The organism is Paeniroseomonas aquatica (assembly GCF_030409335.1).
Classification (GTDB): domain Bacteria; phylum Pseudomonadota; class Alphaproteobacteria; order Acetobacterales; family Acetobacteraceae; genus Belnapia; species Belnapia aquatica.
Genome location: NZ_JAUFPN010000305.1, coordinates 1 through 23,579, shown reverse-complemented (window position 1 = coordinate 23,579; position 23,579 = coordinate 1). Strand labels below are relative to the sequence as shown.

Here is a 23,579-nt window from a genome sequence, read left to right as displayed (position 1 = left end):
CCAGGCGGAGCAAAGCGTTTAATCGCGTACAGCTTCTAACGAAATAGCTATTAATTTTACGGCGCTTATTGAAAATCCCCATCCAGCAGCCAAAGACGTGCGTTTTTTCGTAACTACCATTCTGACCGATGGCTCGATTTCGGAGACATCAACAGTGCTCACGGGCGGATCGAAAATATTGCATACGTTCAATTTATTTGGGTCAGCTAATGCTCGTTGCTTACGCATCGGTGCAAGGTTGGATGACCCTGCATCTACGGCCGCCTACGCTTGGCCCATGTTTCGGGAATCCTACATTAAAATTACAAAATGACTTTAAATGATATCCACCGAATCACCTGATGAGCAATTGTTGTTTCAAATAAAATATTATATTGCCAGCAAGTCACAGGGAGGGATGAGTTAATGAATATCGTTAATAAAGTACTGGTTGGAAAAGATGATTGGTTGTTTCTTACCAATGCCTCTAACAGAGTCATTGATCAAATTACAGGCGACTACAAAATTCCAGAAAATTTTCGCGATAAATGGAAAGCTTTATTTGATCTACGAAAGCTTAAATCACAAGAAATGAAGTTTTCTTATGTGTATTCTATTATTCCAAATAAAGAATGCGTCTATTCTAAAGAATTACCAGCCAATATTAAATTGTCTCGCCACCGTCCTGTATTCGACGTACTAGCTGCCGCTGAAGGTCTGGCAAAAACGTGTTACCCTCTAGAAATACTACAGGAGAAAATGGCTTACGAGGACGTATACATTCGGGGTGATACGCATTGGAACCACCGCGGAGCCTTCTATGCCTATCAAGAAATTCTGAATTGCGCAGGAGTTCAATGTATTGATGAAAGCGCATTAAAATTTGAAAATGTTCAAATCGATGGCGATCTAAGCTCAAAATTAGGATTTAAAACTGAAACGGTTCGAGGCAAAATTTTATGTCCTTCTTTTACATGCCTTGAGAATAACAACGTCCCTAATATTGGGCATCGCGTGGTCTACCAAAATTCAAAAAAAGGGTTACCTAGTTGTGTCCTTTTTCGAGATTCATTCTCAACGCATATGCTTGAGATGTATGCCCAAACCTTCGGACGTCTAGTTTGCTTGTGGCAGCCAAATCTTGATTATTCGGTAATTGAGGCTGAAAGGCCAGACGTTGTATTGAGCCAACAAGCCGAACGATTTCTGGTAAACTGCCCAAATGACTTAACGGGAAAGACAAATACGGAATATGTAGCTGAGAAAAGTCAGCAGCGATTATAATGGGCCAGCATCAAAACGGGGTGGGGGAAATGTTATTTTCGCTTTTTGCTGCCTAGTTTATTATTAACTTTCCACCCATTCACTTGATGTCCGAAAAATTTTATAAGACGGGCAGCTACGCCCTCACGCCAATCCCCACTGTCACCACGGTCACCATGATCCTGCGCGCAGGCCTGCACATACATCACCAGGCTGCCGTCCCGGGTGAAGGCCGCGTGATCCACCATCGGTTCGTAGAAGCCCAGATCCTCGTCCAGCAAAACCATGGTACGCCTGCGGCCCGGGTCGCCGTATGGCTGGTCGATCAGTGTCAGCATCAGGCGGTTGCCGTGTTCGGCACTGCGGAATATGCATAGCGCAACGCCATCCCGACGCACCAGCAGCGCCGGTCGGCTATGGGGTAGGGGTAGCGTGCCGAGGCCCTGCAGGCTGAAGCGGGTGACGAATTCGCTGACCGCCGCAGCCCGCCAGGCGCCGCCCTCCAGCCACAGAAGGTGGTATTGTGGAACACCTGCGGCATCGTTCCAATAGGTTAGCGCCATCGGATTGCCATCCACCCCACAGGCCGCGGCACCCTGGTTGATCAGGTTGGCGCCAACCGGAACCGCCCAGGTCCGCGGTGCATGGACCGGCGTAACCGGAAGCGTCAGGCCCACGCCATCCAGGCTCGCCAGGCTTCGCAGGTCCGGGGCGGCGACGATCAGGTCCAGGCCCGTATTCGCCACATCGCCGGCTGTCGTGGCATCCCGCGCCAAGCGCCAAACACAGAACAATGCGATACGCCCATCCGGCAGACGTACAGGGCGATTAATGTAAGGACCGGCTGTCGGCTGGCCGAGCCGCCCGGACAGAAGGGGCAGTTCGTCCTCGATGAAGGCTGCGGCTTCATCGTTCCAGCGCTTGACCCGCAACTCACCCGCCCAAGGCCCACCTTCCCGATAGAGCAGCCGCAACTCACCGGAGCCGGGATCGTGCAGCAGGGTCGGATAAGTGAAACGCATCTGCGGTCTGCCATCCAGCGGAACGGCTTCCGGTGCGGCTCCATCGAGCAGCGGCGACACTCGGACATGGTAGGCGATGGAACTATGGGCACCGAATACCGCATGCACGGCCCCGGAGGAGTCCACGCCGAGGCTGATGCAGTTATGCGCATCATGGGGCACGATGGGGCAGGCGATGGTCAGGCGGCGCTGGGGCACCAGGGCGCGGTCCAGGTGTTGCAGGACCACATTGCCGTCTGCATCGTAGAAACTGACGACGCATCCGTCGGTCACGGGCACGATTGCATCGTGGCGAAAGGCAACGCAGTTCACGCTGCTGCTCGCCCATGCTTCGCCTAAAGGAATGATCTGGTCCGGCATGCGACCCCAATGACCTGGTCAGGGGGAATGTTGATGCATGCAGGTGGATAAGTCGACAAGGCTGCGTCGCTCAATGCATTAAGCGGGTCAGGCAATCGCCGCAAAGGCATCCGCCGCAGCGGCTGTGGGAATCAGGAAATTCCGCCGATCGAAGGCCCGGTTCTGGTCGCCGCAGAATGGTCCCACGACTCCCGCATATCGCAGCCCACGGTGGTGGGCCAGGTTGGCGAACAACACGGCATCCCCTTCCCGCTGTTCCGGGGCAAACTCAATCAAGGCCCCCCCGGGCGCCAGAAAGGCCGCATTGGCCAATCCGGCACCTAGTGCTCCGGCGACCGCCTCAGCACCGGCGAACAACGCGAGCTGATCGTTGAAATTCAGATCTTGGGGAAAGACCCGCGTGAAGCCATAAGTTTCGGCAATAGCGAAAACCTCATCCTCATTTTCGATTTGCCGCGAAGCTGACTTCGATCTGGATACGAAAAGCCGGCGTCCCGCACCGGCGGCCAAATTTTTTACGCGTGCCCGCAACATATCCATGAGTTGTAAGGCGTGCCACGTAAAGGTGTGGATATTCGCCAGACCGCGCGACGGCATCGCAAGTGTCTCCCAACTTGTCGCCTCTGCCGAAAGCAAGGCCAACCGTCCCGGTTTAACATCAGTTGCGGTAAGCATATCCCGCATCCATGGCGTCAGATCGGGCACCAGCACGACCGATTTGCCTAGTGATTCGAAACGATTTGCCAACCACAACCGTGGCAGTGCCTCCATCAGCCAATGGAAATAGTTGGCATTGGTCTGGATGCCGAGCACGATGGCGCTGCCACGCTGCGGTATGCTGGGTGGGAAGTTACGCTGGACGACCCTTGGCTTTATCTCATTGAAGCCGTACCGGCCGACTTGGCCATAAGCACGGAAGGAATCCACCAACAAATTATCGTCTTGATCTGCTACAAAGAAGCCCTGTGTCAGTACCGAGCCTCCAGGGATCGACAGCAAGAAGCTTGGCCCTAGCCGGGTTTCGACAAAAGTTTCGAAGCGGAGACGCAACTCTTTCTCAGGATCAGCCACTCGCTGGTCGACCGCAAAGTATGCCGGTTTTGGCCTTGGCTCTAGGGCTGTGCCCGGAGCAACGACCAACTGGCTTGGCTTGGCCATATCCAGCGTGTTCTGCCGCGGGAAATGGTCACGGTTAACCAATGTGAACTGTCGGCTCAAACCGGAGGTAGCAGGCTGGTCAAGCCCCATCGTTTCTTCCCACGATTGCCCGTGCCTTCTCGATGGGGCCCGGGCGAGGCCACTCTAGACCAGATCACAATACCAGTGCCCGTCGCACAGGAAGCCCGTGGAGATGGGTTCAGCCGACCAATTCAACGGCCGAAGCGGTTGAGTCATTCATACTATTGTCTGCAACCATGCGCCGCAACAGTGCATCCAGCACCGAGGCTTGGCCGCCCTGCCTAGTCTGGGCCAATGCGTGCCGCAGGCCACGCCGTCGCAAGGTATCGCATCGGTGTCGATCCACCGCCAATTCCGTGATTGCCCGTACCCAAGCCAGGGGAGCATTAGGCAACACTAAGGCACCCGCGGAGGTCTCCCCGACCGGCTCGTCCGGAAACTGACCGCGGAGCACCACTAATCCTGCCCTGGCACAGAGCAAGGCCCAGTGCTGCGACAAGCCGGAGGAACCAGGCAGCACTGCCAGCCTGCAAGCTTCTGCCTGGTCCCGGAAGGCCATCAGCAGAGATTTTCCTGATAATGCCCGGCCGGTTTTCATTGTAACGAGCCGTGCTATGCCCAGTGCGGCAAGGTCCTCAAAAACCGGCTTGAGACCTTCCAGATCTGGGTCATCATCGAAGCCAATCACCTGGAATTCGGACGATGACGTGGCTGCTGGACGGACCCAGGACGAGGCATCTAGCAGTAGAGGCAAGCGCGTCGCAGTGACCCCGGCTGCCTGCAACAGTGCAGCAGCCTGCTCATCGCCCGCGATCACGACAGCCCCGGCCCGCACCAGGGTCCAGGCGGCCTCAGCTTTCGGGTCGTCGGTGTTTAGCAAAGCCGCCGTCGCTTCATCGACCTCGACCAGCACCGGCAACCGGGCCGCCGCACAGCGGGCAAGCAATGTCGGCACATGCCGTGGCCGCACCGCGCCGGCTGGCAGCAATACGGCATCGGCCGGTCCCGTCCCAGGGTCTCCGAGCGGGAAGGACGGCGCCACTACGCGCATCACCACCGGCCGGTCCACGGTATTCGCCAGGGGCAGCGGCAGCCGGATCGGCGCCAAGCTACCCGGCTGTTCCATCACCAGGACTACGGAGGGCCGTAGCTCCGATGGGGCAGCGAAGCAGCGACGACGCTCCATGATCTCACGGTAAAGCAGGTCGTAGCTGACAGCCATCGCACTTGCATCGTAATGACGCCCGATGCGCTGCTGCCAGTCCAGCACTTGGTCTCGGCACGCCCGCACCCCGGCTCGGTCACGTTTCAGTTCCAACAACCGCGTCAAAATATCAGCTGGATCGGCGTCACGCTCAATAAGCCAGCCACCGCCATCGGCGCTGATCCTTTCACCAACCGCACCCAGCGCTGTGCCGAGTACCGGCAACCCCACCGCCCAGCATTCGGTCAGCGTATGGCAGTAAGTTTCCGGCCAGATCGACAACACCGCGCCGATGTGCGGTTGGATGGCTTGCACATGGGCAGCGAATTGGTCCCGCTCATAGCGGCCATGCAGGATCACGCCGGGGCGCGGCACTTCCAGCACCTGGTCGACCGCACCAAGGACATGGAATTCGATTTCACGCTCGAGATCGAGCGCGGCGACCGCAGCAATGAGGCCGGCGCCCTTCGCGGCCGAAATATTGCCTGGCACCAACACTCGGAGCGGCTCGTCGAGCGTCGCCTCAGCAGCCAGGGATGCCATGCTGGCGAAGCTGCGGCCATGCGGGATCAGCCGCAGTCCCCGCTCCGCCAGCATTGGGAAGGTATCGAGTAAGGTCTCCCGCGCGAAGGGCGAGGTGGTGACGAAGGCGTCGCAATGGCTCAGCGCTTCCGCCATCATTGCCTGCCAGCGATGCACGAAGCGATGACGGAGCGGCGGCATGCTGCCCGCGGGCCAGAGTTCCGCAGTGCAATCCACCATGCCCGCAGTGCAGCGGCCTCCACAAAACTGCTGCTCGGCGTCGAGCAATTTCACCGTCGGGCATATCGTGTAGAAATCATGAAAGGAAAAGACGACCGGCAAACCTAGGGTGCGGCATACCGCCGGCAACCCAATTCCATGCCAGGCAAGATGCCGGATATGCACTAATTCAAAGCCGTGGCGCAGCAGTAAGCCGGCGACGATCTGGTCGTATTCCACCGAGCGATGGGTCGCCGGCTCCATCGGACGGGTTAAGCGGTGGCGCTCTACCGGCTCCGTGACGTCATGCCGAGACAGCACCACATCCTGTCCATCAGTCCGAAGCACCCAAGGCTCATAGCGATCGGCCAACGCTTTCATTAGGTCGCTATTGGTCTGCGGCGTTCCACCGCTTTCGGTCGAGATGACAAAGAGCACCCGCGGCCGCGGCGCGGCTGCTGTCTCCCAGGCATTTTCCAGGGCGCGGCGGATCCGCCAGCGGATAGTAAGAAAAGCCGGATCGGTGCGGAACATCCGAACCATTGACGCATACTCTGGATAGCGGGTCGCTAGCACCGCCCTGCCGGCCTCCATATGTGCAAACCGGCTCTGCCCGAAAGAGGCGGAGCGGCGGTGCCAGACATAGGTGCGGTCATCAACCAAATTTTCGAAGCCGGCACGGCCAGCCCGCATGCAGAAGTCGTTCTCCTCGCCATATCCTCGCGGGAAGGCTGCTGTATCAAAGGCCCCGACCGCATCGAGACAAGTACGGCGAATATACAGGCAGAAGCCGTTCCCAGTGGGAACCGAGGGCCAGAGCGCGAGCGCCGAGTGTCGCACCAGCCGCGCCATATCGGCTGGGCCAAGCCACTCTGGAAGCGTGTTGTCGATATTGAATTCCGGCACCGAGAAAGCGCCAGCGTTGTTAGAAACCGCTGTCACGGTACCGATGCGGGGGTTGGAAAAAGCCGCGATCCAAAGACTTTCCAGCCAGCCCGGCCCGACCAGTGTATCGGAGTTCAGCAGCACGACATCGTCGGTCCCAGCCAATTCCAGGCCAAAGTTGACAGTATTAGTGAAGCCAAGATTCATCGCGTTACGATGCACCGCAATGCCCGGCCTGCCCTCCCAGGCTTTCAGCACACAGGAAACTGCGGGGTCGGTGCTGGCATCGTCGATCAAGATCAGCCGGGCGGCGCCAGTTGTATGCCGGGCCAGGGCCTCAAGACAGGCGGCAAGATCATCTGCCGCGTTGTAGATCGGCACAATAATGGTGACTCGGGCCATCCCGCCGACAGGAAGCGTCGCCAATAGACTGCTATGATTCGTCTGCCAGGGTGGCAGATCAGTCAATTTATCAGCGCCCCGCAATGGCTCCCGCGCCTGCCCTGGGCGCACCTCAACGGATAGCGGGTCGCCGTCCCCTGGATTGAACCACGGCAAGGCAACCCGGAAGGCGCCACCAGTCAGCCGCTGGCCGATCCCGGCGGCAGCCAGGTCTTTGCGCGGTGTTGCGGCCGGCACGGATTGCCAGCGGGTGCTGCCCAGCAGCAGATCCACCATGGGGGTATCGCCACCTGGATCGGCCTCGCCGGCCCAGCCTCTTGCTTCCCCGGGCTGTACCCGTTCCAGCTTGCCTTCCATGCCGCGAGCCACCTGAAGCACGCGATGACCAATCTCGACCCCGCCAGCCAGCAACGTGATGCCATGTTGGGCACCGTCCATCAGGTTAACGCGCGGATCGGCGGCCCTGACCGCCTCCCCGAGTTCATGCAGCGACCGCCTAAAGCCGAAGCGCGATAGGTCTCGTCCATCGTCGAAAGGCAGGTCCGGACGATACTGGTCCAAAGTGATCGGCACCACGATCCGCTCATCCACCAATAGCACCGGAGCTCGATCGTGCCGGTCTAGTACCCAGCCCGCCACGCCGGATCTGTCAGCTTGGCCGAAATGACCAAACGGTACAAAGGGAACTGGCTGTAGCAGTCCGGGCCCAAGCGGCACCATGGTCTTGCCGAAGGAAATAGAGACAACGGCCGAGTCCCAAGCCTTCCCGTTTGGGATCAATAATTGAAAACCGCGGCCTTCCGGAAGGTCCTCCTGGGCCGCAAGGTCCGGCCGATCCTGGAAGCGGCGCAGCGGCCAGCAAATGTCGGGCTGTCCCTCGGCCATAAGCCATAGCTTGGCAGCCCCGGGCAGCAACACCTCCGGCGCGGCGCGCAGCCAGCCGCCCAGCAGCACGACACCCTCACCCTGAGCGCAAACCTCAATATAGCCTTCGGTGATGCCGCTCGGGTTCATGGGCCGGCTCCATCAAGCTGAGGCATCAAGGCCCAGGCCTGCCGCAGTTCCACCAAGTGGCGCCGCATCGCGGCATCCCGCTCCGGTTGGGGACCGAAGCGGCGGCGCAGCGTGAAATGCATTGCGACCACCTCGGCAAAATGCCGTGACCGGGGTGTGCTGCCTGTGACACTGGCAGAATGGCGGCGATGCTCATTTAAGGGGGCGGCAACGAAATGGACCATACCTCCTGGCTCGCAGGCTTCAACATAGGTCCTCCAATCGCCGGCGCAGAGCCACTCCGGCATCTCTGGCTTCAGCCGTGCTAAAGCAGCAATCAGAACCGACCGCCGCCAAAGCGTCGCACTGGCGGACACCAGCAAGTTTCGGGGGCAAAGAAAACGCTCAGCAAATTTGGCGGCGTCGAATACCCCATCTTGTGCTAGGCCATTATCGCCATGGGCAGCATAATAGGCTTGGCTATTAGCAGCTGTGGCTTCCCCTTGAGCACCGATCGCACTGGAATCGCAGAAGGCCAGGATTGCCTTCGAGTCGCCCTCGAACCGAGCTACAAGGCTGGCCAATAGACTAGGCGTTGCCCGATCATCGGCTTCCGCAATCCAGGCCAAGTCGGTGTCCATCTGCTCCAACCCTAGCTGCCACTGCCGCAGGATATTGCCCGAGTTGATGATACCGGCATGGGCGATGACCGGGCAGGTGAAATCCTGGAGCGCCACTTGGGCAATATCCCAACTTCTGTCGGTCGAGGCATCATCAAGAAAGACGACCGAATCTACAGGCCTGTCTTGCATACGAATGGAAGCCAGGCGTTCCGGCAAATATTCCGCATAATTGTAGTTGGGGACCAGCACGCCAACAGTCGTCACTGCACCATCCATCACCGCTCAACCACGCCATCCGTGGTCTATGGAGAGCCGCCCGTGCCGAGCATGGCGTCAACCGACCTCTACCTCTGGTATCATGCCGGATGCCCTACTGAAAGTGTTCAGGCAGGGTCATCGCTGCGTAGTCCGGATTGTGGACACCTACACCTCGGCCGCGGAACAGAGCCTGCAGGTCGCCGCCTCTGGTGCAATGGCCTCATCTGGACATATAACCATTTAGTGTGAAATTACTGGAGGTTCGCGCGTTTTACGGGAGAGTTGCATGATTTCCGGCAAGGTCGACTATCTAAGGAAGAACACGATCGCCGGATGGGTGAACAGCACCGGCCAGGAGCGGGCTGAGGTCCGGATCACCATCCGGGGCGAACGCCATGTCACCCGTGCCGACATCGAGCGGAAGGGGACGAAGACGCCGGCAAACATCTTCGGCTTTCGCCTGGTCCTGCCGGAGGACTTCACCACCGCAGCGCTGTTCGACGGCACCCTGATCGTCGAAGCCAAACAGGAGGGGGAGACAGTGCGGCTGGGCATCTGGGACCCCTTGGCAATCGCCGCCAAGCTCGATGCCTTGGATCCGACCATGCTGCAACGCGCGCTGGTTTTCCTGGAACCTGGCCGCCGGGCGCTGCTGGAGCAGGCCCTTGCGACGAAAAGGGATCTGGCACCGGCCGAGCCGGTGACGGCGCTCCTGAAGCCGGCCGATTTCGACGAGGAATTCTATCTCGAAACGCATAAGGACGTGCGGACGGCGGTGGTGCGCGGCACCGTGCAGTCCGGCTTCCACCACTACACGCTGTACGGTCGTGCCGAAGGCCGGCAGTTGATGCTGGCACGCCTCCCAAAACCATAAGGTCCCTCAATTCCCATGGCCGGACCCGGGCCTCCTCCATGTCACCGATGATACCGAGTGCTGCGAGCCAGAGGAGATCATCCACCTCCGCCACCGCGCCGGCACACCACCACGCCAGCAAGGAGGTGGTAGGCGTTGGATGCAGGCCATGGCCGCTGACCAGCAGTGCCGCCTGCAGAATGCCGGTAGGCACGTGGTGGTCCAGAAGAATGGTGGCCATACCCGGCAAGGGCGGCTCGGCGCGCGTACCAAGATCAGCTACAATCAGGCCACCGATCTCTTGGGTACCCAGTTCTGAAGCCATTTCCGGCGACCAGACATTTTCCCCGCGGCCCAACACCCGGACCTCGGTACGCCGCCCACAGCGTTCGAGTGCGTGGGACAGAATGACCGCTGACGAGAGCCCGTCCGCATCGTGGTGGCCAAGGATCAGGATTGGCCTCTGGGGGCAAACGCTTCCAGCGCTTTGCGGAAATCATGCCGACGAGCTGCCATCCAGGCTTCGTTCGGACGGCTATTTTCGATGCTTGTGTCCGACAAGAGTTAGCTGATCCTTTGCAACGGATGGCGGTGTCGCCGCCGCATCAGTCGTAAGAAGGGCTGTAGCTCCAGCAAGGTTCCAGCAGTCAAACCACGTTTCCAACGCAAGGCCGCCGGGTTGGCGGCGACGCGAGAGCTGGTGCCGCGCGGAGGTGTGCCAGACCTTCGGCATCAAGCGGAGCGCCCTGATCAATGCCTTGGCGCGGAGCGGCTGGTCGCCCGGGGTAACGGTCTCATCGCTGCCGAAGAGACTTCACGCTAACCCGAACGCAAAAAGCCCCATGACCTCGTATTGAGGTCATGGGGCTTTGCGGATCCTCCCTATGGGAGGACCTTGGGGTGGCGGCTACAGTGCCGGCGCTGAGGGCCGGTGACGGCCCCGCCGGCGGTACGCGAGGACCTTGGCCTGGAAGGCACGGAACTCGGGTATCCGCGCGAAGCGCGCGAGGTAGCCGCCGTAGGTCAGCTCGGCATGGCACGCCGGGCAGACCAGCCAGCCATGCTCCGGCCGGTTCAGGCCGCGATGGAAGACGTGGTCGAACTCGGCGCCTGGGATCGGCTGGCGCGCCAGGGTGAGGACCGGCGCGATGCCGCAGCAGGGGCACTGACCGAGGAAGGGCTCGGCCGCGGTGACCTTGACGATGATGGTCCGGGTTTCCTCCGAGAAGCGGCGCCTTTCGCCCACCAACAGGTCCCGCGCCGAAAGCTGCAGGAGCATCAGGTCGGCGGCATGCCGGTCGAGGATATCGAGCCGGTGGTGCAGCCGCTGGAAGTGCTGGGCGATCTGCTGGGCCATCAGCTCGATGCTGGTGGCCAGGGGATCCTCCGGTCGCTCCATGGCGGCGCGGAGGGTGGTGTCGCACCAGCGGTGAAAGGCGGGGGCGAGGTGGCGGGCATAGGCCAGCGCGAGCGGCCAGTGCCCCCAGGTCCCGCCCTGGTGGCCGCGGACGGTGGCGATGAAGCCATCGGTGTCGAGGTGCCAAATGCCGGTGTGGCCGGCATTTGCGGCGACCGGCTCGTCAAGCTCGGTCCAGTGGATGCCTGCGTGGGCACGAAAACGTCGGGTCTCCTCCAGGAGCAGCCAGTCGGAGGGGCGCCGGTTCGCCGGGCGGTCGGCTGCCTGCCACATGTCGGTCAGGTTCAGCATGGTGCCGCGGCGGCGGATGGGCATGCCCTGGTAGCTGAGGCTGTCGATGGGGGTCATGGGGATCTCCAACAGCGGGTTTCGGCCCGTGCTCAAGCGGGCCGCGACGGTCGGCTCGGAGCTGCCGAGACCACGGGAGACGGGTTGGGATCCGAAGGGGCGGCAGGAGGGCCCGGCCGCGCGATGGCGGCCGGGCCCGGCACGGCGGCCGGCTATTGGCCGGCCGCCGCGCTGCCTGGCGCGGGCTTGGCCCGCGCCGCTGCCGCACGTATGCGGCAGGCCGGCGCAGCATCCCCGGAGGGATCCGCGGCGGCGCCGGGTAAGCCTCGTCCACGCCGCCGTCCTGCCACCGCTGGCAGGGCAAGGGTTCGCAGCAGCGGCCGGCTCAGTGCCGGATGCGCGGTGCCGGGCCCGTGTAGCGCCCAGGAGGGCGCCACACGGGCTCCGCCGCGACGGGGAACGAGGGGGAGACGAGAGGCCTGCGACCCGGCCCTGGGCCCGCTCAGGGGCGGTGCGGGACGGCTGCCAGGAATGATAGGCGATGGAAGCGCGATCCCGCGCCGGCCGGCTTGGTGCTCAAACCCTTCCGGGGTGATGACCCGGACTGCGTTGCTGTCAGGGGAGCGAGGGTGCCGGCGAGGTCGCACCTCTCGTGCAGCATAGATGGCGATGCCACCGTTTCATTTCAATATACGAATTGGCAGGAAATGAGTTGGGGCCGGAAATATCGGCGTTGGTGGTGCAATGTGCTGCCAGCGCCGTCGGAAACAATCCCATAGTAACCTTCGAGATTCACCGATTCGCCATGTTGGGAAATTGTCGTGGCTAGTCCTGACCGACGCCTGTTGGAATTGCTCACGCCGGTCTTCCGCGGTTATGCCGAGGAGGTCGAGGCAATCCTGCCGCCGGAACTCCGATTGAACTGGCGCAAGGCAGTGGCCTTCACCCATCGGGCCAAGGGGCGCAAGGCTCTCGATCATCGAGAACTGCTGCTGGCGATGGCTGAGCTGGATACCGACGAGACGCGCCCTCCCCGCGACCTCGCCACCGCGGTGCTCGCGCGATTTCCGGTGGCACCGGGAGCAGGTCTGGAAGCCCGCAGCCACGTACAGTTACCGGATGGCTCGTACCCGGCCCGCAAGGACCTGCTCGACCGGCTCACTGATCAGTATGGCGATGAAAGAACGGCCCTCCTCCAGGAGATCGCCGTGGCGCGACGCCTGACCGATCGAACCCGCAAGCGGGCCGACCGCATCATACGTGAGGGCATCAGCGTGCCTGCCCCGGGTACCGGACGCAGGCACGACGCCGTCTTCGTGGCCAAGCTGGGCGCGTTGCGCGACACCAAGCGCATACCGCGCGTCACCGCGAACCAAGTTGACCAGGTTCGCAACGCCATCAGGAAAGCTTCCAAGAAACCCTGACAGCGCTTGCCGCCCCGCCCGGGCCGATGTCCTGCCGGCAAGAGCCGATGTGGCGCCCTCGGAGATAAATAGGGGTATTTGATCTCCTGGCGATCGTTCGCCCGCCTCCCCCAGGGTTTGGGCGCAGTCGCGGGAAACGGATCGAGACCGCCAGACACGTTGCTCCGACATGTTCGAAGCCTGGCCGATCCCAAGCCCTGCGGGTGCGAAACCCAGGGATCGATCATTCATCATGGCAACAAACGATACTGTCTCCTCCACTCGCTGCGGCATCGCTGCAGCGCTGATGGGCTCGGACACCTGCAGGTTCTGGCAGGCGGCGCCTGTGCCCTCTCCTACGAGGGAGGCCCGGCGGTGAGCCGATGTTCAATTCCGACGGTTGCTAAGTGCGAGCCGATCGGCTGCATGCCGTCCAACGGCCCAGCCTCCAAGCCTGACGCCGAAGCTGCGGCGTTAGAGCCCGCGTACAGCACTAGCTTCAAAGAAATCCCGGCGGCTGTCTTCGCCGCACTGGTCGGCCGCACCCTGCGGACCCTACGCAACTGGGACGAAGCCGGCCTGACGCACCCAGAAATGCGTAACTCACGCCGCTACTACGGCGCCACCGACTTGGCAGCTGTGGTTGCGTCCGGCCTGGGTCGGAGGGGGCCACGCGAAGGCAGCGCCATCAGGCATCTGAGCATGAATTGGGATAAAGGCGCCTAAGTGATCACTGGATTAACGCAGAGGCCTTATTCCCAAATTTCCGTCCAAAGCGCTATGATGCAGGAAGCAACGATGAGCAATCCAATGCGAAGTTTCCCAACCGTCGGCGAGGTCCTACTGCTAATCCCGGAATGGAAAGACCTGTCGCTGGCCCTGCGCAGCAGCAAGGCTTCTGCCTTGCGGATGCTCTGTCGCATCGACGGCGAGAAGGCTCCGAGCACCGTACGCCTCGATCCGGCGACCTGCCTGCCGGCCATGGACGGCGCGAGCTTGGTCGCGCTCGGCATCAGCAAAAAGACCCATCAGAACTATCGTGCCGCTCTGCGGCGCGTGCTGCGGCGCCTCGGCATCCTTGCCCCTGCCCACAAGCGCGAGCCTGTCACCGATGCTGACTGGGCGGCATTGGTGCAGGCGCTGCCAGCACATTTCCACCCGCATCGCCTGCGCGCCTATATGGGCTTCTGCGCTGCGGAGGCGATCGCACCCGGCAGCGTCACCAACACCACTCTCGAGGCCTACCTGCGGCACCGCATGGAAAGTCATGGGGGCCCGAACATCCGCTCGGACGTGCGCGAGGTAGCACGGCAGTGGAACAAGATGCGCACCCTCATTGCCGGCTGGCCGGACACCGTATTGGCCCTCGGACCGCCCGAGGGACGGGTCCAGGCGCTACCGTTCTCAGCCTACCCGGCAGCACAGCCCGAGGTCGAAGGCTACCTCGCATGGCTCGCACAGGGCCCGGAAGACGCAGCCGAGGATGACGACACGGCCCACGATCCAGCGAGCCCCGAGACGATTGGCACCCGCAAGAAGGGCCTCAGGCTGCTGCTCTGGGGCCTCGCCAAGACCGGGTGTGCGCCGGAGGCGCTGACGCTGGCCGACCTGATGCGGTTCGAACTCGCCCGGCAGACGTTGCGATGGCACCGCCAGCGGCTGGGCAAGCCCAATCCGCGAAAGCCGACCGAGATGCTGCCGACGCCAGGCACGGCGATGCTTGCCGACACGCTCCGGTCGCTGGCAGTTTATTTCAAACTGACGGGCGAGGCCGATGCGAGGTTCCGCCGCATGCTCGCGGTGTACCGCCCGAAGCCGCAGCGCGAGATCACCGAGGACTTGTCCAGGCTGCTCGATCGCCTGGCCGATCCGGAGGTCGAAGCGAGGCTTCTGCATTTGCCGCGGCTGCTGATGCACAAGGCCCTTCGCCAACGGGATGGCTGGACCAGCAAGGACGGCGTGGACCACCCGCCGAAGCCCATGGAGAGCAGCTGGACCGCAGCCCTTGCCGTGGCGATCGAGATTGAACTCCATCTGCCACTGCGCATCCATGACCTGGCGCGTCTACGTCTGGACCAGCAGCTGTCCGTGACCCAGACGAGTGGCCGCCGGCCGCCGGAGGTGCACCTCCGCGTCGTTGCCAACAAGAACGATCGACTGGTCGAGACTTGGCTGCGTGGCGAGGCGGCGGAGCTTTTCGTCGAATATCTCCGGAAATTCCGCCCCCTCGGTCCCCATCCGGCAACAGACTGGGTCTTTCCCAATCGCGACGGGGAGGATCACGCCCGTGCCAAGAACGCCTTCTCGGCAGCGATCACCGATTCCATCCATGAGCACACCGGGGTGCGGGTGAATGTCCACGCGTTCCGTGCTTTTGCCGCCGCGCTCATCCTCGAGGACAATCCACATGCCATCGAGGATATCCGCGCGCTGCTGGGGCACGCCTCCTTCGAGGTGGCGCTCCGGCACTACCGCAGAACCAACCGCAAAGGGGCGGGAGAGCGGCTAAGCGAGGCGATCAGCAAGCGCCGGTACCGGGCCAAGGCCAGCGTGTCACCAACCGGGCTGGCGCTCGACTTGGCACAGCGGCGCCGGAGGACCGCATGACAGGCCTCCCCTCCATCCGGTCGATCCGCCGTGAGGCATGGCCCCTGACAGATCGCATGGCCCTCGAGCGGGCCCTGACGCCGGACGACGACGGATCGGGCGAGTGCGGCCAAGCGGCCCACATACGCCCGGCGACCCTCGAGAGCTACATGCAGACCTATGGTCAATGGCTGGATTTCCTCGCCCGGACCGAAGCCCTCGACGAGGCCGAGGGCCCGGGCGAGCGGGTGACACCGGCACGGGTGGCCGCGTGGCGCCGCGAAGGCAAGCTCCGAGGCCTGGCGCCCACCAGCCGGCGGCAGAGACTGGCAAACCTTGGTGCGATCCTGCGCCTGCTGGTGCCTGACCGTAACTGGAGCTTCGTCATCCGGCCCGGGAACAGGTCGCTCAAGCGGGCGATTCGGGGTGGGCCGAAGCCTTTCATCGTGCGCGATGTCGCTGAGGTGTTGGTCCATGTCCAAAAGCTTCATCGCCAAGGGCTCGCGGCTGCAGACGGGCCGGAGAGATGGCGTGCGCTACGCGATGCGGCCTTGTTGGCGTTGTGGCTGACCCGCGCCCCGCGTGTGGGCAGCCTCGTGCCGATGACGATGGACCGGCACATCGCGCTTGGCCCGGACGGCATCTGGACACTCCGGTTTCCCGGCGAGCACACCAAGAACGGCCGGATGCTTGATTATCCGCTCGATGCCGAGCGGTCGACGATGCTGACCGACTATCTCGAGCACGCCCGGGCGCGGTTTCCCAAGGCTGGAGCAACCGGCCTTCTGTGGATGGGAATGAAGGGCCCAATGACCCGGGAAGGTTTCCAACAGATCGCCAAGCGCCGCACGCTTGCCTGGTTCGGCAAGGCAAACGGGCCGCATGCCTTTCGGAAGTGGTTCCGGGCCACCGCCGCCCGTCGCTCCCCCGAACTCGCCATGGATGCTGCCGACATCATGGGCCACACCGCCGAGGTGTCCGTGCAGGACTACTCGGAGGCATCCGGCCTGCATGCGGCGCTCCGGCATGGGGATCACCTGGCCGAGCGGCGGGCGCGTCATGCCGGCCGGGCCGAGCGCGCTTTTGCCGCGGAACGCGCGCGTTGGGAGGAGGGTGACCAATAAGCGCGGGCCCTGAAGAGTACGCCTGACACCCTCCTCCTGCGGCACATGCCGCAGGAGGGGCAAGTGTTGGCCTTGCTTGCAGTCCCGGAAGATATGCATTGGCTTGAGCGACCGCTCCCGGTGGCATCTGCGGGCGCCAATAGCGCCAGCATCACTGCATCTTGCCATAATGGCACCTTGTGCGGGAACTCTGCATTCGAGACTTTGTCAGTCCCATATGCTGTAACGGCTACCGCTTGTTGAGCAAAAGGATGTTGATCAAGGCCAGGAGTTCCCGTCTGTCATATTCATCCGATCCATTCGGCCATTGCTCCGGATCCCGGTTTGCATGGGCGTGGCTTGCATAGAGCGTGTCGCCCCGTTCCTGGAAGGCTACGTGGTAGATCAACCGTCCTGTCCAACTTCGTCGCAGAAACAGCCCGCTGTCCTTGAAGTAGATGAACCATTTATTTTCCATCTCGATCGGACTGAACCCTCGTCGGATCAGGTAGGAATCGAAGGCTGAGAAGGCGAGGTCCAACGTGATAAGCGACTTCCGGGCAGGCATCGGAAGTCGCTCAGTGCCATGAGCCGTTTCGGTTGATCCGGACAAGATGTACGCCGCGTTGGCGCCGAAGGCGCGGCGCAAATAGTCCTGGGGATCGGCGATCTTATCGGGAATACCCTCAGTGGCGCCTGCTGGAAAGCTGACCCAGTCATCGAGAAAATGCTGCGGTGGAAAGCGGGAGAGAAATTTGCCGCAATGCTCGGTCAGCCAAGCGAAATCGACGTCGCGGATGATCGCGGTCCGGTCCTTCCCCGCGGTATCACGGTAGGTGCCGATCAGATGGGTTTCATGATGCATGGCGACGCGAATGTCGACTTTGACGTCCCTGGCTGCAATCGGATGCAGCGCCGCCACGAACTCTAGACGGAGGTTGCGCTTGCCGGTCTTCAACGGTGTCGCCGCAGTGACGAAAGCCGGCGTGCACGACCAGGACGGAGCCTCTGGCCGCGGCCCTGGGATAGATTGCCACGCGTACCAGCGGCCTGGGCGGAGGACAAAGAGGCCTTTCGACATTCACGCTCCTTCCTGGCGCGGCAGCGTGGCGCTGCCGATCTCCATGGCGCGGCGAGCCATGGCGAGGGCGCCGGCGCGTGAGCGGGCAGCGCCAACGAACCGTTCCCGGTGGACGAACACCGCGTCCGGAATGCCCGAAGCCTCGACCAGTGCCGCGTCCAGCAGCCCCGCCCAGGCCTCCGGCAGCGGCAAGCGCTGGGCGTAGGAGCCACGTTCCGGCGGCATGGCATCCACCATCCAGTTACCGGTTGCGACCGGATAGACCGCATAAAGGACCGGCAGGCCGTATTCGAAGACTGGATCCTGCCAGGGCATCTTTCGATCGATCTCCATGATGCGTGGATCGGCCGACCCCCGATGGGCCTCGAGCACGACCGACATGGCGGCGAGGCGGGCGTGCACCGCCTCCATGCGCCGGCGGAGGAAGCCCTCGACCACCTCCGATGCCCGCAGGAAGGCAGCATCCTCAGCGGCCTGGTCGCCCGTGGCCGGCGTGTTCCAGCGCAGGTTGCAATCCTCGACCACCGAGGAAAGGCCCAAGGTGTCCTCAGGATGATTCTCGCCGTGGTCGATCTCATCGATGCGACGCACAACATCGCGGTCGATCTCAGCGGCCACCTGTGCCACGAGCGCCACGTCGGCACCTGAAGATCCCAGCAGCGCTGCCACTGCGGCCTCGCCGTGATGCCGCCAGACCAGGCCTGCGGCGCTCAAGGGTGTACCACCCTCCCGTACCGGCGCGCCCCGTTGGTGGTGGTCAAATCGGCCCGCTGCGGCATCGTAGACGGCGCCGACATCCCAGACAGTGTCGGCCTGGATAATGGTGGCCTTGTCGCGGGTGCGTACCAGCTTGTGGTCGACCCCCGTCTGCCCAAGACCGTGCGCCAGACGCAGCACGACATAGGCGAAGGCGTCGTCGAGATGAAAGGTGCCACTGTGAGTGACGAAGAGAGGGCCGGGTGTCGCCGTCAAGGGCTGCTCCTTGTCGTGTTGGAAATGGCGCGGATCGCCAAGGCATAGGCTTCCTGCTCTGGGGTCTCGATGGCGCCGGGACGTGTCTTGCGAATCCTGCGCACGGCGTCCGCTGCCGGGACACCGAGTTCGGCAAGGAGACGGGCAGCGATGGTGCCGGTGCGCCCGAGGCCGCCGCGGCAATGCAGCAGCACCTTGCGACCCTCCGACAGGTGCGCCCGCAGTTGCGCGCCGGCGCCGGGCCAGCAGACCTCGAATGCCGGTCCCGGAATGTCCACGTCCCGGATCGGTGCGTGATGCCATTCCATCCCGAGGTTCTTGACCGCCTTGCCAAGGCCGGCGACCCCATACTTCGCCAATTCGGCCTGTTCCATCAGTGTCAGCACGGCCACGGCCCCCCACTTGCGGACCTCGGCCAGATCCAAGGCCAGATCGCGCACCCAAGCGCCGCTTGCCGCTACGGCCTGCCGCTTGCCCGGGCACAGCGTCATGCCGATGCTGCCACCGCCAGGCGCGGCTACGGACTTGATCAACAGTGGATCGGTGAGGCTCGTCCGCGGGCCGGCGGCAGGACTCATGGCCATGCTCCCTCCCCATCGGGCCCGGGATCGATCTTCCCGCTTTGTATATCGAGGCAACGCCGAAGCAGGGCCTGTACGTTCTTAAGCGTGAAGCGCTCGGAGAGCTCGACGTCCGCGTAGCGGCCACCAGGTGCTGTGGCATCCGGCTTGTGGCCGCCGCCCATATGCGCCCGGACGCGGTGTGGCGGAGCCTCAAGCTGGTAGTTCGGCTGGACGCCATGCCCCATGCGACCGAACCGGGCAACGACGGCTGGGTCGTCCTTGGCCTTGCTGTCGAATTTGACCATGCTGCCGATGACGCCTTTGAAGTAGTCAGGCTCGCGTACCAGGAGCCAGGGTCGGCTGCTTTTCATGTGATCTCCCTTGCGTATGGATGGCTGGCGGTATGGGGCGACACGCTGCTTCGTTCAGGTCAGACGGTTGGACGTGGCCCAGTTTCAAGCAGTGCTTGGCCCATCGCCTCGATCTTGTGCCGCCAGGCCAGCGGCTGCAGCCACCGCTTGGGGATTGCGCTCGCCCCGTAGACAGCTCCGGCAAGCTGCCCGGCGACGGCGCCGACCGTGTCCGCATCGCCCGCCAAGTTCACCGCAAGCACCAGGGCATCTTCGAAATTGCCGGTGTTTCCCACACTCCACAGCGCTGCCTCGAGCGTGTCCACGACGTACCCGGTCGAACGGATGCTGGCGCGGGACTTGTTTCGCCAAGCGCCCGCAGCGACATGCCGAATGGCCGCATGCCCGTCCCAGTGGCGCGGCGCCAGCACCACCTCGCGTTCGGTACCAAGGATGGCGCTCCGCAGCATGGAAACGAAAAGATCGCAGGCCTCGACGGCCTGTGGAGCACCATGTGTGGTACGGCTCTGGTCACGCGCAAGCCGCGTGGCCAGGACAGGATCGTGCAAGGCGTAGAGTGCAACGGGTGCCACACGCATGAGCGAGCCGTTGCCGGCGGAGTCTTCCGCCACCGATCCGGCATAGGCGTTGCCGTTGCGACGGAAGCGGCTCAGTGCCTGGCTTGTCGTAGTACCGATATCGAAGCATTCGCCGGTACAGGAATAATCCCCGGCCTGGCGCCAAGCGAGGAAGCGCGTCATCAGATCCGCCGCGTCGAGCCCATGGCAGGTGACGAGGCTGTCGGTGAGGGCAAGCGCCATGCTCGTGTCGTCGGTCCACTGGCCGGGCTCAAGGTCGAAGGGACCCTTCCCCGCCATATCCGCATGGTGTGGCAGCTCATCCCTGGCGGTGAATTCGAGAGTGGAGCCGAGTGCGTCGCCTACCGCGAGACCCAGCAAGCAGCCGAGCGCGCGGTCCTGATGGTCATTGTTCATCTCGTACCTCTGTTTGGTCGCAAGACGATGGTGGTGAAAGCGCCGGCGGATGGACGATTAAAGTCAGATCAACAGCGCTTATGCAGACGCGATAGTCGCCGACTAGACCCGCCGCAGGCTGACATAATGAGGATCATCACGTACGTCGAAGCTGCCAGCGGCCAGGAAGAAGCGCTGAACTATCAAATCAAGCCACGGCGCTCGCCGCAGTTGCCGGTCGGCGTAGACAATGAAGCGCTGTTTGAGGACGTGGTAGACGACGCGGCCACGCGGCCATTCCTCGTATTCCGACCAGACGGGTACTGTTGGAAGCCCCTGTCGGCGCAGCTCTCCGGCGCCCAACGTAGCGAGCGCTCCCCAATGCTCATGATGGCCGCCATGCGTCAGGAATTCGCCGTAGGGCTCAGCCTCGCTCGCTGGTACGAGATCGACCAGTAGTGTTCGTTGCTGGCCATCTACGGCAAGTCCCCAGAAAATACCGACGGATGGCATGCTGACCGTCGGTTCACTTTCGGACCCAGGCATCTTCAGGAGGCGTTTGCCACGCCTGATTCCTGAAGGCTCGGTTGGTGCAGATGCGACGACGACGTGAAGATCGATGGCTGGCGGACAGCGAACACCTTGCCCGTCTCGGCACGCAGACGCAGTTTTGTACGACGCCCCATGGTTGGGTTGATGCTGTCCTTCACTTTGACGCCTTTTGCGAAGGCGTCGGCCCCGATGAGCTTCTCGTAGTCGGCACGCCAGGCGGGATCCGCTGCGAGGCGATCGCCGGTCTCGGCGATGATGTCGCTGCGCCATCCCTCCGTTCGCGTGATTTCCTGGGCCAGACCGACAAAGCGCTGGATCACCTGCTCACGCAGCCGGTGCCAGTCGGCGCGCGAGGGAGGAAGGAAAGGCAGGACGGCCTCCGTGATCAGGAAGACGATCTGCTCAACGGGATCGCGCCCGTTATCCTCCGCCAGCTTGCGCAGTGCCTCCGCGATTTCCGGCTCGAGGCGTAGACCGATGACAGGTTGCTTCGACATGTGTGGCCTCCAATGCGGGTTAACAAACACAAGTTAACCCGCATTGGTTCCGTCGTCAAGCTACATGTTAACTAATAAATGTTATCCCCTGTGGGGGTTGGGCAAGCCAGTGATGCTGGAGCGTTTATATATGCGATAATGTCCTTTATCATATGTAGCTGCTTGCCTTGGTAGGCCCGGCTCAGATAGGCTCTGGATCCAGGAGGCATCCCATGCCCGACACCGTCCCCGTGACCATCGAGGTCGAGTCCGACGACGCCGCCGCGCTCGCCGACCCGGCGACGCGCGCGCGCCTTGAACGCCTGGTCCGGCGCACCCTCCGGCCCACCGGCGGCGTGGATCGGCTCTTCGCGGCGATGGACGCCCTCTCGGACGAGGCCCGTCGCCGCGGCCTCACCAACGAGATCCTCGATGCGGAACTCGCCGCCTACAACGCCGAGCGCCGGGACCGGCCGCCCACCGCGTGATCGTCTTCGATACCACGGCCCTTGTTGGCGCGGCCATCGGCCGCGGAAGCGTTCCCGATCGAGCGGTGCGCCACGCCTTCGCGGCTGACCGGGTCGCCGTGTCAGAAGCGATGATGGTCGAGCTGCTCGATGTGCTCGCGCGGCCGCGGCTGGCGCGCTTCCTTGATCCCGAGCTGCGCGATGAGGTGCTCGCGCTCCTCGACGCCTTCGGCGTGTTCTTCGCGCCCGTCGAGCGCGTGACGGACTGCCGCGATACGAAAGACAACAAAGTGCTGGAGCTCGCCCTCGCTGCCGGTGCCGAGGTGATCGTCAGCGGTGACGTCGACCTGCTCGTGCTGCACCCCTGGCGCGGCATGCGGGTGCTGCGGCCGGCGGAATACCTTGCGGAGGTCACTGGTGGCGTTTGACCTCATCCCGCCCGAAGCCGGCTCCTCCGGCCTTCCTGCGCTCGTGCACGCCAGTGGTGAGCGCGCGGGGGTACGCTTCTTGGAGTTCTTCGCCGCCGCCATCCGCAATCCAAACACTCGCCGTGCCTACAGCCAAGCCGTCGGTGCTTTCCTCGCTTGGTGCGAGGGCAAGGCCGGCATTCGCTCGCTCACCGCGGTGCAGCCGCTGCACGTCTCCGCCTGGATCGAGTTACAGGCGCGCGAGCACTCAGCCCCGACGGCAAAGCAGCGCCTGGCCGCGCTGCGCCATCTGTTTGACTGGCTGGTCACTGGCCAGGTGATGCTGACCAACCCGGCGGGCTCAGTCCGCGGGCCGCGTCACAGCGCCATCAAGGGTAAGACGCCGGTGCTTGACGCCGCCGAGGCGCGCCAGCTGCTCGATAGTATCGACGCCACGACGCCGATCGGGCTGCGCGACCGGGCGCTGATCGCGTTGATGGTCTTCAGCTTCGCCCGGGTCGGCGCCGCTCTCGGCATGACCGTCGCCGACGTCTACACGCAGAATCGGCGGCTCTGGGTGCGGCTGCGCGAGAAGGGCGGCAAACAACACGAGATGCCCTGCCATCATACGCTTGAGGGGTACCTGCACGCCTACCTGGACGGGGCCGGCATTACCGAGGATCCGAAGGGACCGCTCTTCCGGACGATCGGCCGCGGCACGGGGAAGCTGACGTGCTCTCCCCTGCCCCAGGCCAATGCCTACGCCATGATCCAGCGCCGCGCCTCGGCGGCCGGCATCGGGACGAAGATCGGCAACCACACCTTCCGCGCCACCGGCATCACCGCCTATTTGAAGAATGGCGGCACGCTGGAGAATGCGGCTGCCATGGCGAATCACGCCAGCACGCGCACCACCCAACTCTATGATCGCCGGCGCGACGAAATCAGTCTCGACGAGGTCGAGCGGATCAGGGTGTAGGCCGGCTGCTCCTCAGGGTGGGCAGGACGCCGCGGACGGATAATCCGTGCTTGATTTGCCCTGGTGTCTGCTTGACGGTCCATGTAGCGGGAACATCGCAGGAGGCAACGCCATGGTCCAGACACGCCGCGCGCTGCTCGCAAGTTTCGCCAGCGTGGCACTAATACCAAGTCTCCGAGAGCGTGACTCGTTTGGGATT

The 23,579-nt window shown here is 62.8% G+C and carries 21 protein-coding genes; 10 read left to right on the top strand and 11 right to left on the bottom strand.

All coding sequences use genetic code 11. The features are described 5' to 3' along the window. The first annotated feature begins 405 nt into the window (after positions 1-405). On the top strand, positions 406-1,263 hold the full coding sequence (locus tag QWZ14_RS30755) for an alginate O-acetyltransferase AlgX-related protein (protein ID WP_290320900.1): 858 nt from the start codon (positions 406-408) through the stop codon (positions 1,261-1,263). A 32-nt stretch (positions 1,264-1,295) separates the two neighbouring features. On the opposite strand, the gene QWZ14_RS30750 is transcribed toward QWZ14_RS30755, so the two are convergent. The 4 genes from QWZ14_RS30750 to QWZ14_RS30735 all read right to left on the bottom strand — a co-directional run bounded on the left by QWZ14_RS30750 (position 1,296) and on the right by QWZ14_RS30735 (position 8,927). Next, positions 1,296-2,624, bottom strand: a complete 1,329-nt coding sequence (locus QWZ14_RS30750) for a BNR-4 repeat-containing protein (RefSeq protein ID WP_290320899.1) — start codon at positions 2,622-2,624, stop codon at positions 1,296-1,298. 87 nt (positions 2,625-2,711) lie between these two features. Then, on the bottom strand, positions 2,712-3,872 hold the full coding sequence (locus QWZ14_RS30745; protein ID WP_290320898.1) for a glycosyltransferase family 61 protein: 1,161 nt from the start codon (positions 3,870-3,872) through the stop codon (positions 2,712-2,714). Between the two features lie 109 nt (positions 3,873-3,981). Then, positions 3,982-8,049 carry a glycosyltransferase gene (locus QWZ14_RS30740; RefSeq protein ID WP_290320897.1) on the bottom strand — a complete coding sequence of 1,356 codons (4,068 nt, stop codon included), beginning with the start codon at positions 8,047-8,049 and terminating at the stop codon, positions 3,982-3,984. Then, positions 8,046-8,927 carry a glycosyltransferase family 2 protein gene (locus QWZ14_RS30735; RefSeq protein WP_290320896.1) on the bottom strand — a complete coding sequence of 294 codons (882 nt, stop codon included), beginning with the start codon at positions 8,925-8,927 and terminating at the stop codon, positions 8,046-8,048. The genes QWZ14_RS30740 and QWZ14_RS30735 overlap by 4 nt, the downstream gene beginning before the upstream one ends. Positions 8,928-9,195: 268 nt before the next feature. Here QWZ14_RS30735 and QWZ14_RS30730 point away from each other — a divergent pair, with 268 nt between their 5' ends. Both QWZ14_RS30730 and QWZ14_RS30725 read left to right on the top strand, forming a co-directional pair. Then, complete coding sequence (locus tag QWZ14_RS30730; RefSeq protein WP_290320895.1) at positions 9,196-9,783, top strand: hypothetical protein; 588 nt, start codon at positions 9,196-9,198, stop codon at positions 9,781-9,783. Between the two features lie 148 nt (positions 9,784-9,931). Then, complete coding sequence (locus QWZ14_RS30725; protein ID WP_290320894.1) at positions 9,932-10,081, top strand: hypothetical protein; 150 nt, start codon at positions 9,932-9,934, stop codon at positions 10,079-10,081. A 588-nt stretch (positions 10,082-10,669) separates the two neighbouring features. Here the strand turns inward: QWZ14_RS30725 and QWZ14_RS30720 are convergent. Continuing rightward, complete coding sequence (locus QWZ14_RS30720; protein WP_290320893.1) at positions 10,670-11,527, bottom strand: KilA-N domain-containing protein; 858 nt, start codon at positions 11,525-11,527, stop codon at positions 10,670-10,672. Between the two features lie 785 nt (positions 11,528-12,312). Here QWZ14_RS30720 and QWZ14_RS30715 point away from each other — a divergent pair. From QWZ14_RS30715 to QWZ14_RS30705, 3 genes are all read left to right on the top strand, one after another. Beyond that, a complete protein-coding gene (locus tag QWZ14_RS30715) occupies positions 12,313-12,891 on the top strand; it encodes a hypothetical protein (protein ID WP_290320892.1) in 579 nt (192 codons plus the stop codon). A gap of 777 nt (positions 12,892-13,668) precedes the next feature. Further along, a complete protein-coding gene (locus QWZ14_RS30710) occupies positions 13,669-15,477 on the top strand; it encodes a tyrosine-type recombinase/integrase (protein ID WP_290320891.1) in 1,809 nt (602 codons plus the stop codon). Beyond that, on the top strand, positions 15,474-16,580 hold the full coding sequence (locus QWZ14_RS30705) for a hypothetical protein (protein WP_290320890.1): 1,107 nt from the start codon (positions 15,474-15,476) through the stop codon (positions 16,578-16,580). Before QWZ14_RS30710 ends, QWZ14_RS30705 begins: the two co-directional genes overlap by 4 nt. A 229-nt stretch (positions 16,581-16,809) precedes the next feature. Here QWZ14_RS30705 and QWZ14_RS30700 read toward each other — a convergent pair whose 3' ends face one another. The 5 genes from QWZ14_RS30700 to QWZ14_RS30680 are packed head-to-tail and all read right to left on the bottom strand — an operon-like array spanning position 16,810 to position 20,520. Next, positions 16,810-17,640 carry a restriction endonuclease subunit S domain-containing protein gene (locus tag QWZ14_RS30700; protein WP_290320889.1) on the bottom strand — a complete coding sequence of 277 codons (831 nt, stop codon included), beginning with the start codon at positions 17,638-17,640 and terminating at the stop codon, positions 16,810-16,812. Beyond that, the gene (locus tag QWZ14_RS30695; RefSeq protein ID WP_290320888.1) at positions 17,641-18,612 is read right to left on the bottom strand and encodes an MYG1 family protein; all 972 of its coding nucleotides are present in this window, start codon (positions 18,610-18,612) and stop codon (positions 17,641-17,643) included. Further along, positions 18,609-19,190, bottom strand: coding sequence for a cyclin-dependent kinase inhibitor 3 family protein (locus QWZ14_RS30690; RefSeq protein WP_290320887.1), 582 nt, complete (start codon positions 19,188-19,190; stop codon positions 18,609-18,611). The genes QWZ14_RS30695 and QWZ14_RS30690 overlap by 4 nt, the downstream gene beginning before the upstream one ends. Beyond that, positions 19,187-19,546: a hypothetical protein gene (locus tag QWZ14_RS30685; protein WP_290320886.1), complete on the bottom strand. Its 360-nt coding sequence runs from the start codon at positions 19,544-19,546 to the stop codon at positions 19,187-19,189. The genes QWZ14_RS30690 and QWZ14_RS30685 overlap by 4 nt, the downstream gene beginning before the upstream one ends. A gap of 59 nt (positions 19,547-19,605) precedes the next feature. Further along, positions 19,606-20,520 (bottom strand): ADP-ribosylglycohydrolase family protein, encoded by a 915-nt coding sequence (locus QWZ14_RS30680; RefSeq protein ID WP_290320885.1) that lies wholly within the window; start codon positions 20,518-20,520, stop codon positions 19,606-19,608. 126 nt (positions 20,521-20,646) lie between these two features. On the opposite strand from QWZ14_RS30680, the gene QWZ14_RS30675 reads away from it, so the two are divergent. Beyond that, positions 20,647-20,958 carry a hypothetical protein gene (locus QWZ14_RS30675; RefSeq protein WP_290320883.1) on the top strand — a complete coding sequence of 104 codons (312 nt, stop codon included), beginning with the start codon at positions 20,647-20,649 and terminating at the stop codon, positions 20,956-20,958. An 89-nt stretch (positions 20,959-21,047) separates the two neighbouring features. Here the strand turns inward: QWZ14_RS30675 and QWZ14_RS30670 are convergent, their stop codons facing one another. Continuing rightward, on the bottom strand, positions 21,048-21,548 hold the full coding sequence (locus tag QWZ14_RS30670) for a hypothetical protein (protein WP_290320882.1): 501 nt from the start codon (positions 21,546-21,548) through the stop codon (positions 21,048-21,050). Between the two features lie 212 nt (positions 21,549-21,760). On the opposite strand from QWZ14_RS30670, the gene QWZ14_RS30665 reads away from it, so the two are divergent. From QWZ14_RS30665 to QWZ14_RS30655, 3 genes are read left to right on the top strand one after another with little or no spacing between them, the layout of a single operon-like run. After that, positions 21,761-22,015, top strand: a complete 255-nt coding sequence (locus QWZ14_RS30665) for a hypothetical protein (RefSeq protein WP_290320881.1) — start codon at positions 21,761-21,763, stop codon at positions 22,013-22,015. After that, positions 22,012-22,422 carry a putative toxin-antitoxin system toxin component, PIN family gene (locus QWZ14_RS30660; RefSeq protein ID WP_290320879.1) on the top strand — a complete coding sequence of 137 codons (411 nt, stop codon included), beginning with the start codon at positions 22,012-22,014 and terminating at the stop codon, positions 22,420-22,422. Before QWZ14_RS30665 ends, QWZ14_RS30660 begins: the two co-directional genes overlap by 4 nt. Then, positions 22,412-23,380, top strand: coding sequence for a tyrosine-type recombinase/integrase (locus QWZ14_RS30655; protein ID WP_290320878.1), 969 nt, complete (start codon positions 22,412-22,414; stop codon positions 23,378-23,380). Before QWZ14_RS30660 ends, QWZ14_RS30655 begins: the two co-directional genes overlap by 11 nt. The last annotated feature ends 199 nt before the right edge of the window (positions 23,381-23,579 follow it).

What these genes read in the sequence shown, in the direction of transcription:
- QWZ14_RS30750 (WP_290320899.1), bottom strand. Translation starts at nt 2,624, where the DNA reads ATGCCGGACCAGATCATTCCTTTAGGCGAAGCATGGGCGAGCAGCAGC.
- QWZ14_RS30745 (WP_290320898.1), bottom strand. Translation starts at nt 3,872, where the DNA reads ATGGGGCTTGACCAGCCTGCTACCTCCGGTTTGAGCCGACAGTTCACA.
- QWZ14_RS30700 (WP_290320889.1), bottom strand. Translation starts at nt 17,640, where the DNA reads ATGTCGAAAGGCCTCTTTGTCCTCCGCCCAGGCCGCTGGTACGCGTGG.
- QWZ14_RS30670 (WP_290320882.1), bottom strand. Translation starts at nt 21,548, where the DNA reads ATGTCGAAGCAACCTGTCATCGGTCTACGCCTCGAGCCGGAAATCGCG.
- QWZ14_RS30690 (WP_290320887.1), bottom strand. Translation starts at nt 19,190, where the DNA reads ATGAGTCCTGCCGCCGGCCCGCGGACGAGCCTCACCGATCCACTGTTG.
- QWZ14_RS30755 (WP_290320900.1), top strand. Translation starts at nt 406, where the DNA reads ATGAATATCGTTAATAAAGTACTGGTTGGAAAAGATGATTGGTTGTTT.
- QWZ14_RS30730 (WP_290320895.1), top strand. Translation starts at nt 9,196, where the DNA reads ATGATTTCCGGCAAGGTCGACTATCTAAGGAAGAACACGATCGCCGGA.
- QWZ14_RS30680 (WP_290320885.1), bottom strand. Translation starts at nt 20,520, where the DNA reads ATGAACAATGACCATCAGGACCGCGCGCTCGGCTGCTTGCTGGGTCTC.
- QWZ14_RS30735 (WP_290320896.1), bottom strand. Translation starts at nt 8,927, where the DNA reads ATGGATGGTGCAGTGACGACTGTTGGCGTGCTGGTCCCCAACTACAAT.
- QWZ14_RS30720 (WP_290320893.1), bottom strand. Translation starts at nt 11,527, where the DNA reads ATGACCCCCATCGACAGCCTCAGCTACCAGGGCATGCCCATCCGCCGC.
- QWZ14_RS30740 (WP_290320897.1), bottom strand. Translation starts at nt 8,049, where the DNA reads ATGAACCCGAGCGGCATCACCGAAGGCTATATTGAGGTTTGCGCTCAG.
- QWZ14_RS30675 (WP_290320883.1), top strand. Translation starts at nt 20,647, where the DNA reads ATGAGGATCATCACGTACGTCGAAGCTGCCAGCGGCCAGGAAGAAGCG.
- QWZ14_RS30665 (WP_290320881.1), top strand. Translation starts at nt 21,761, where the DNA reads ATGCCCGACACCGTCCCCGTGACCATCGAGGTCGAGTCCGACGACGCC.
- QWZ14_RS30705 (WP_290320890.1), top strand. Translation starts at nt 15,474, where the DNA reads ATGACAGGCCTCCCCTCCATCCGGTCGATCCGCCGTGAGGCATGGCCC.
- QWZ14_RS30725 (WP_290320894.1), top strand. Translation starts at nt 9,932, where the DNA reads ATGGCCGCTGACCAGCAGTGCCGCCTGCAGAATGCCGGTAGGCACGTG.
- QWZ14_RS30710 (WP_290320891.1), top strand. Translation starts at nt 13,669, where the DNA reads ATGAGCAATCCAATGCGAAGTTTCCCAACCGTCGGCGAGGTCCTACTG.
- QWZ14_RS30685 (WP_290320886.1), bottom strand. Translation starts at nt 19,546, where the DNA reads ATGAAAAGCAGCCGACCCTGGCTCCTGGTACGCGAGCCTGACTACTTC.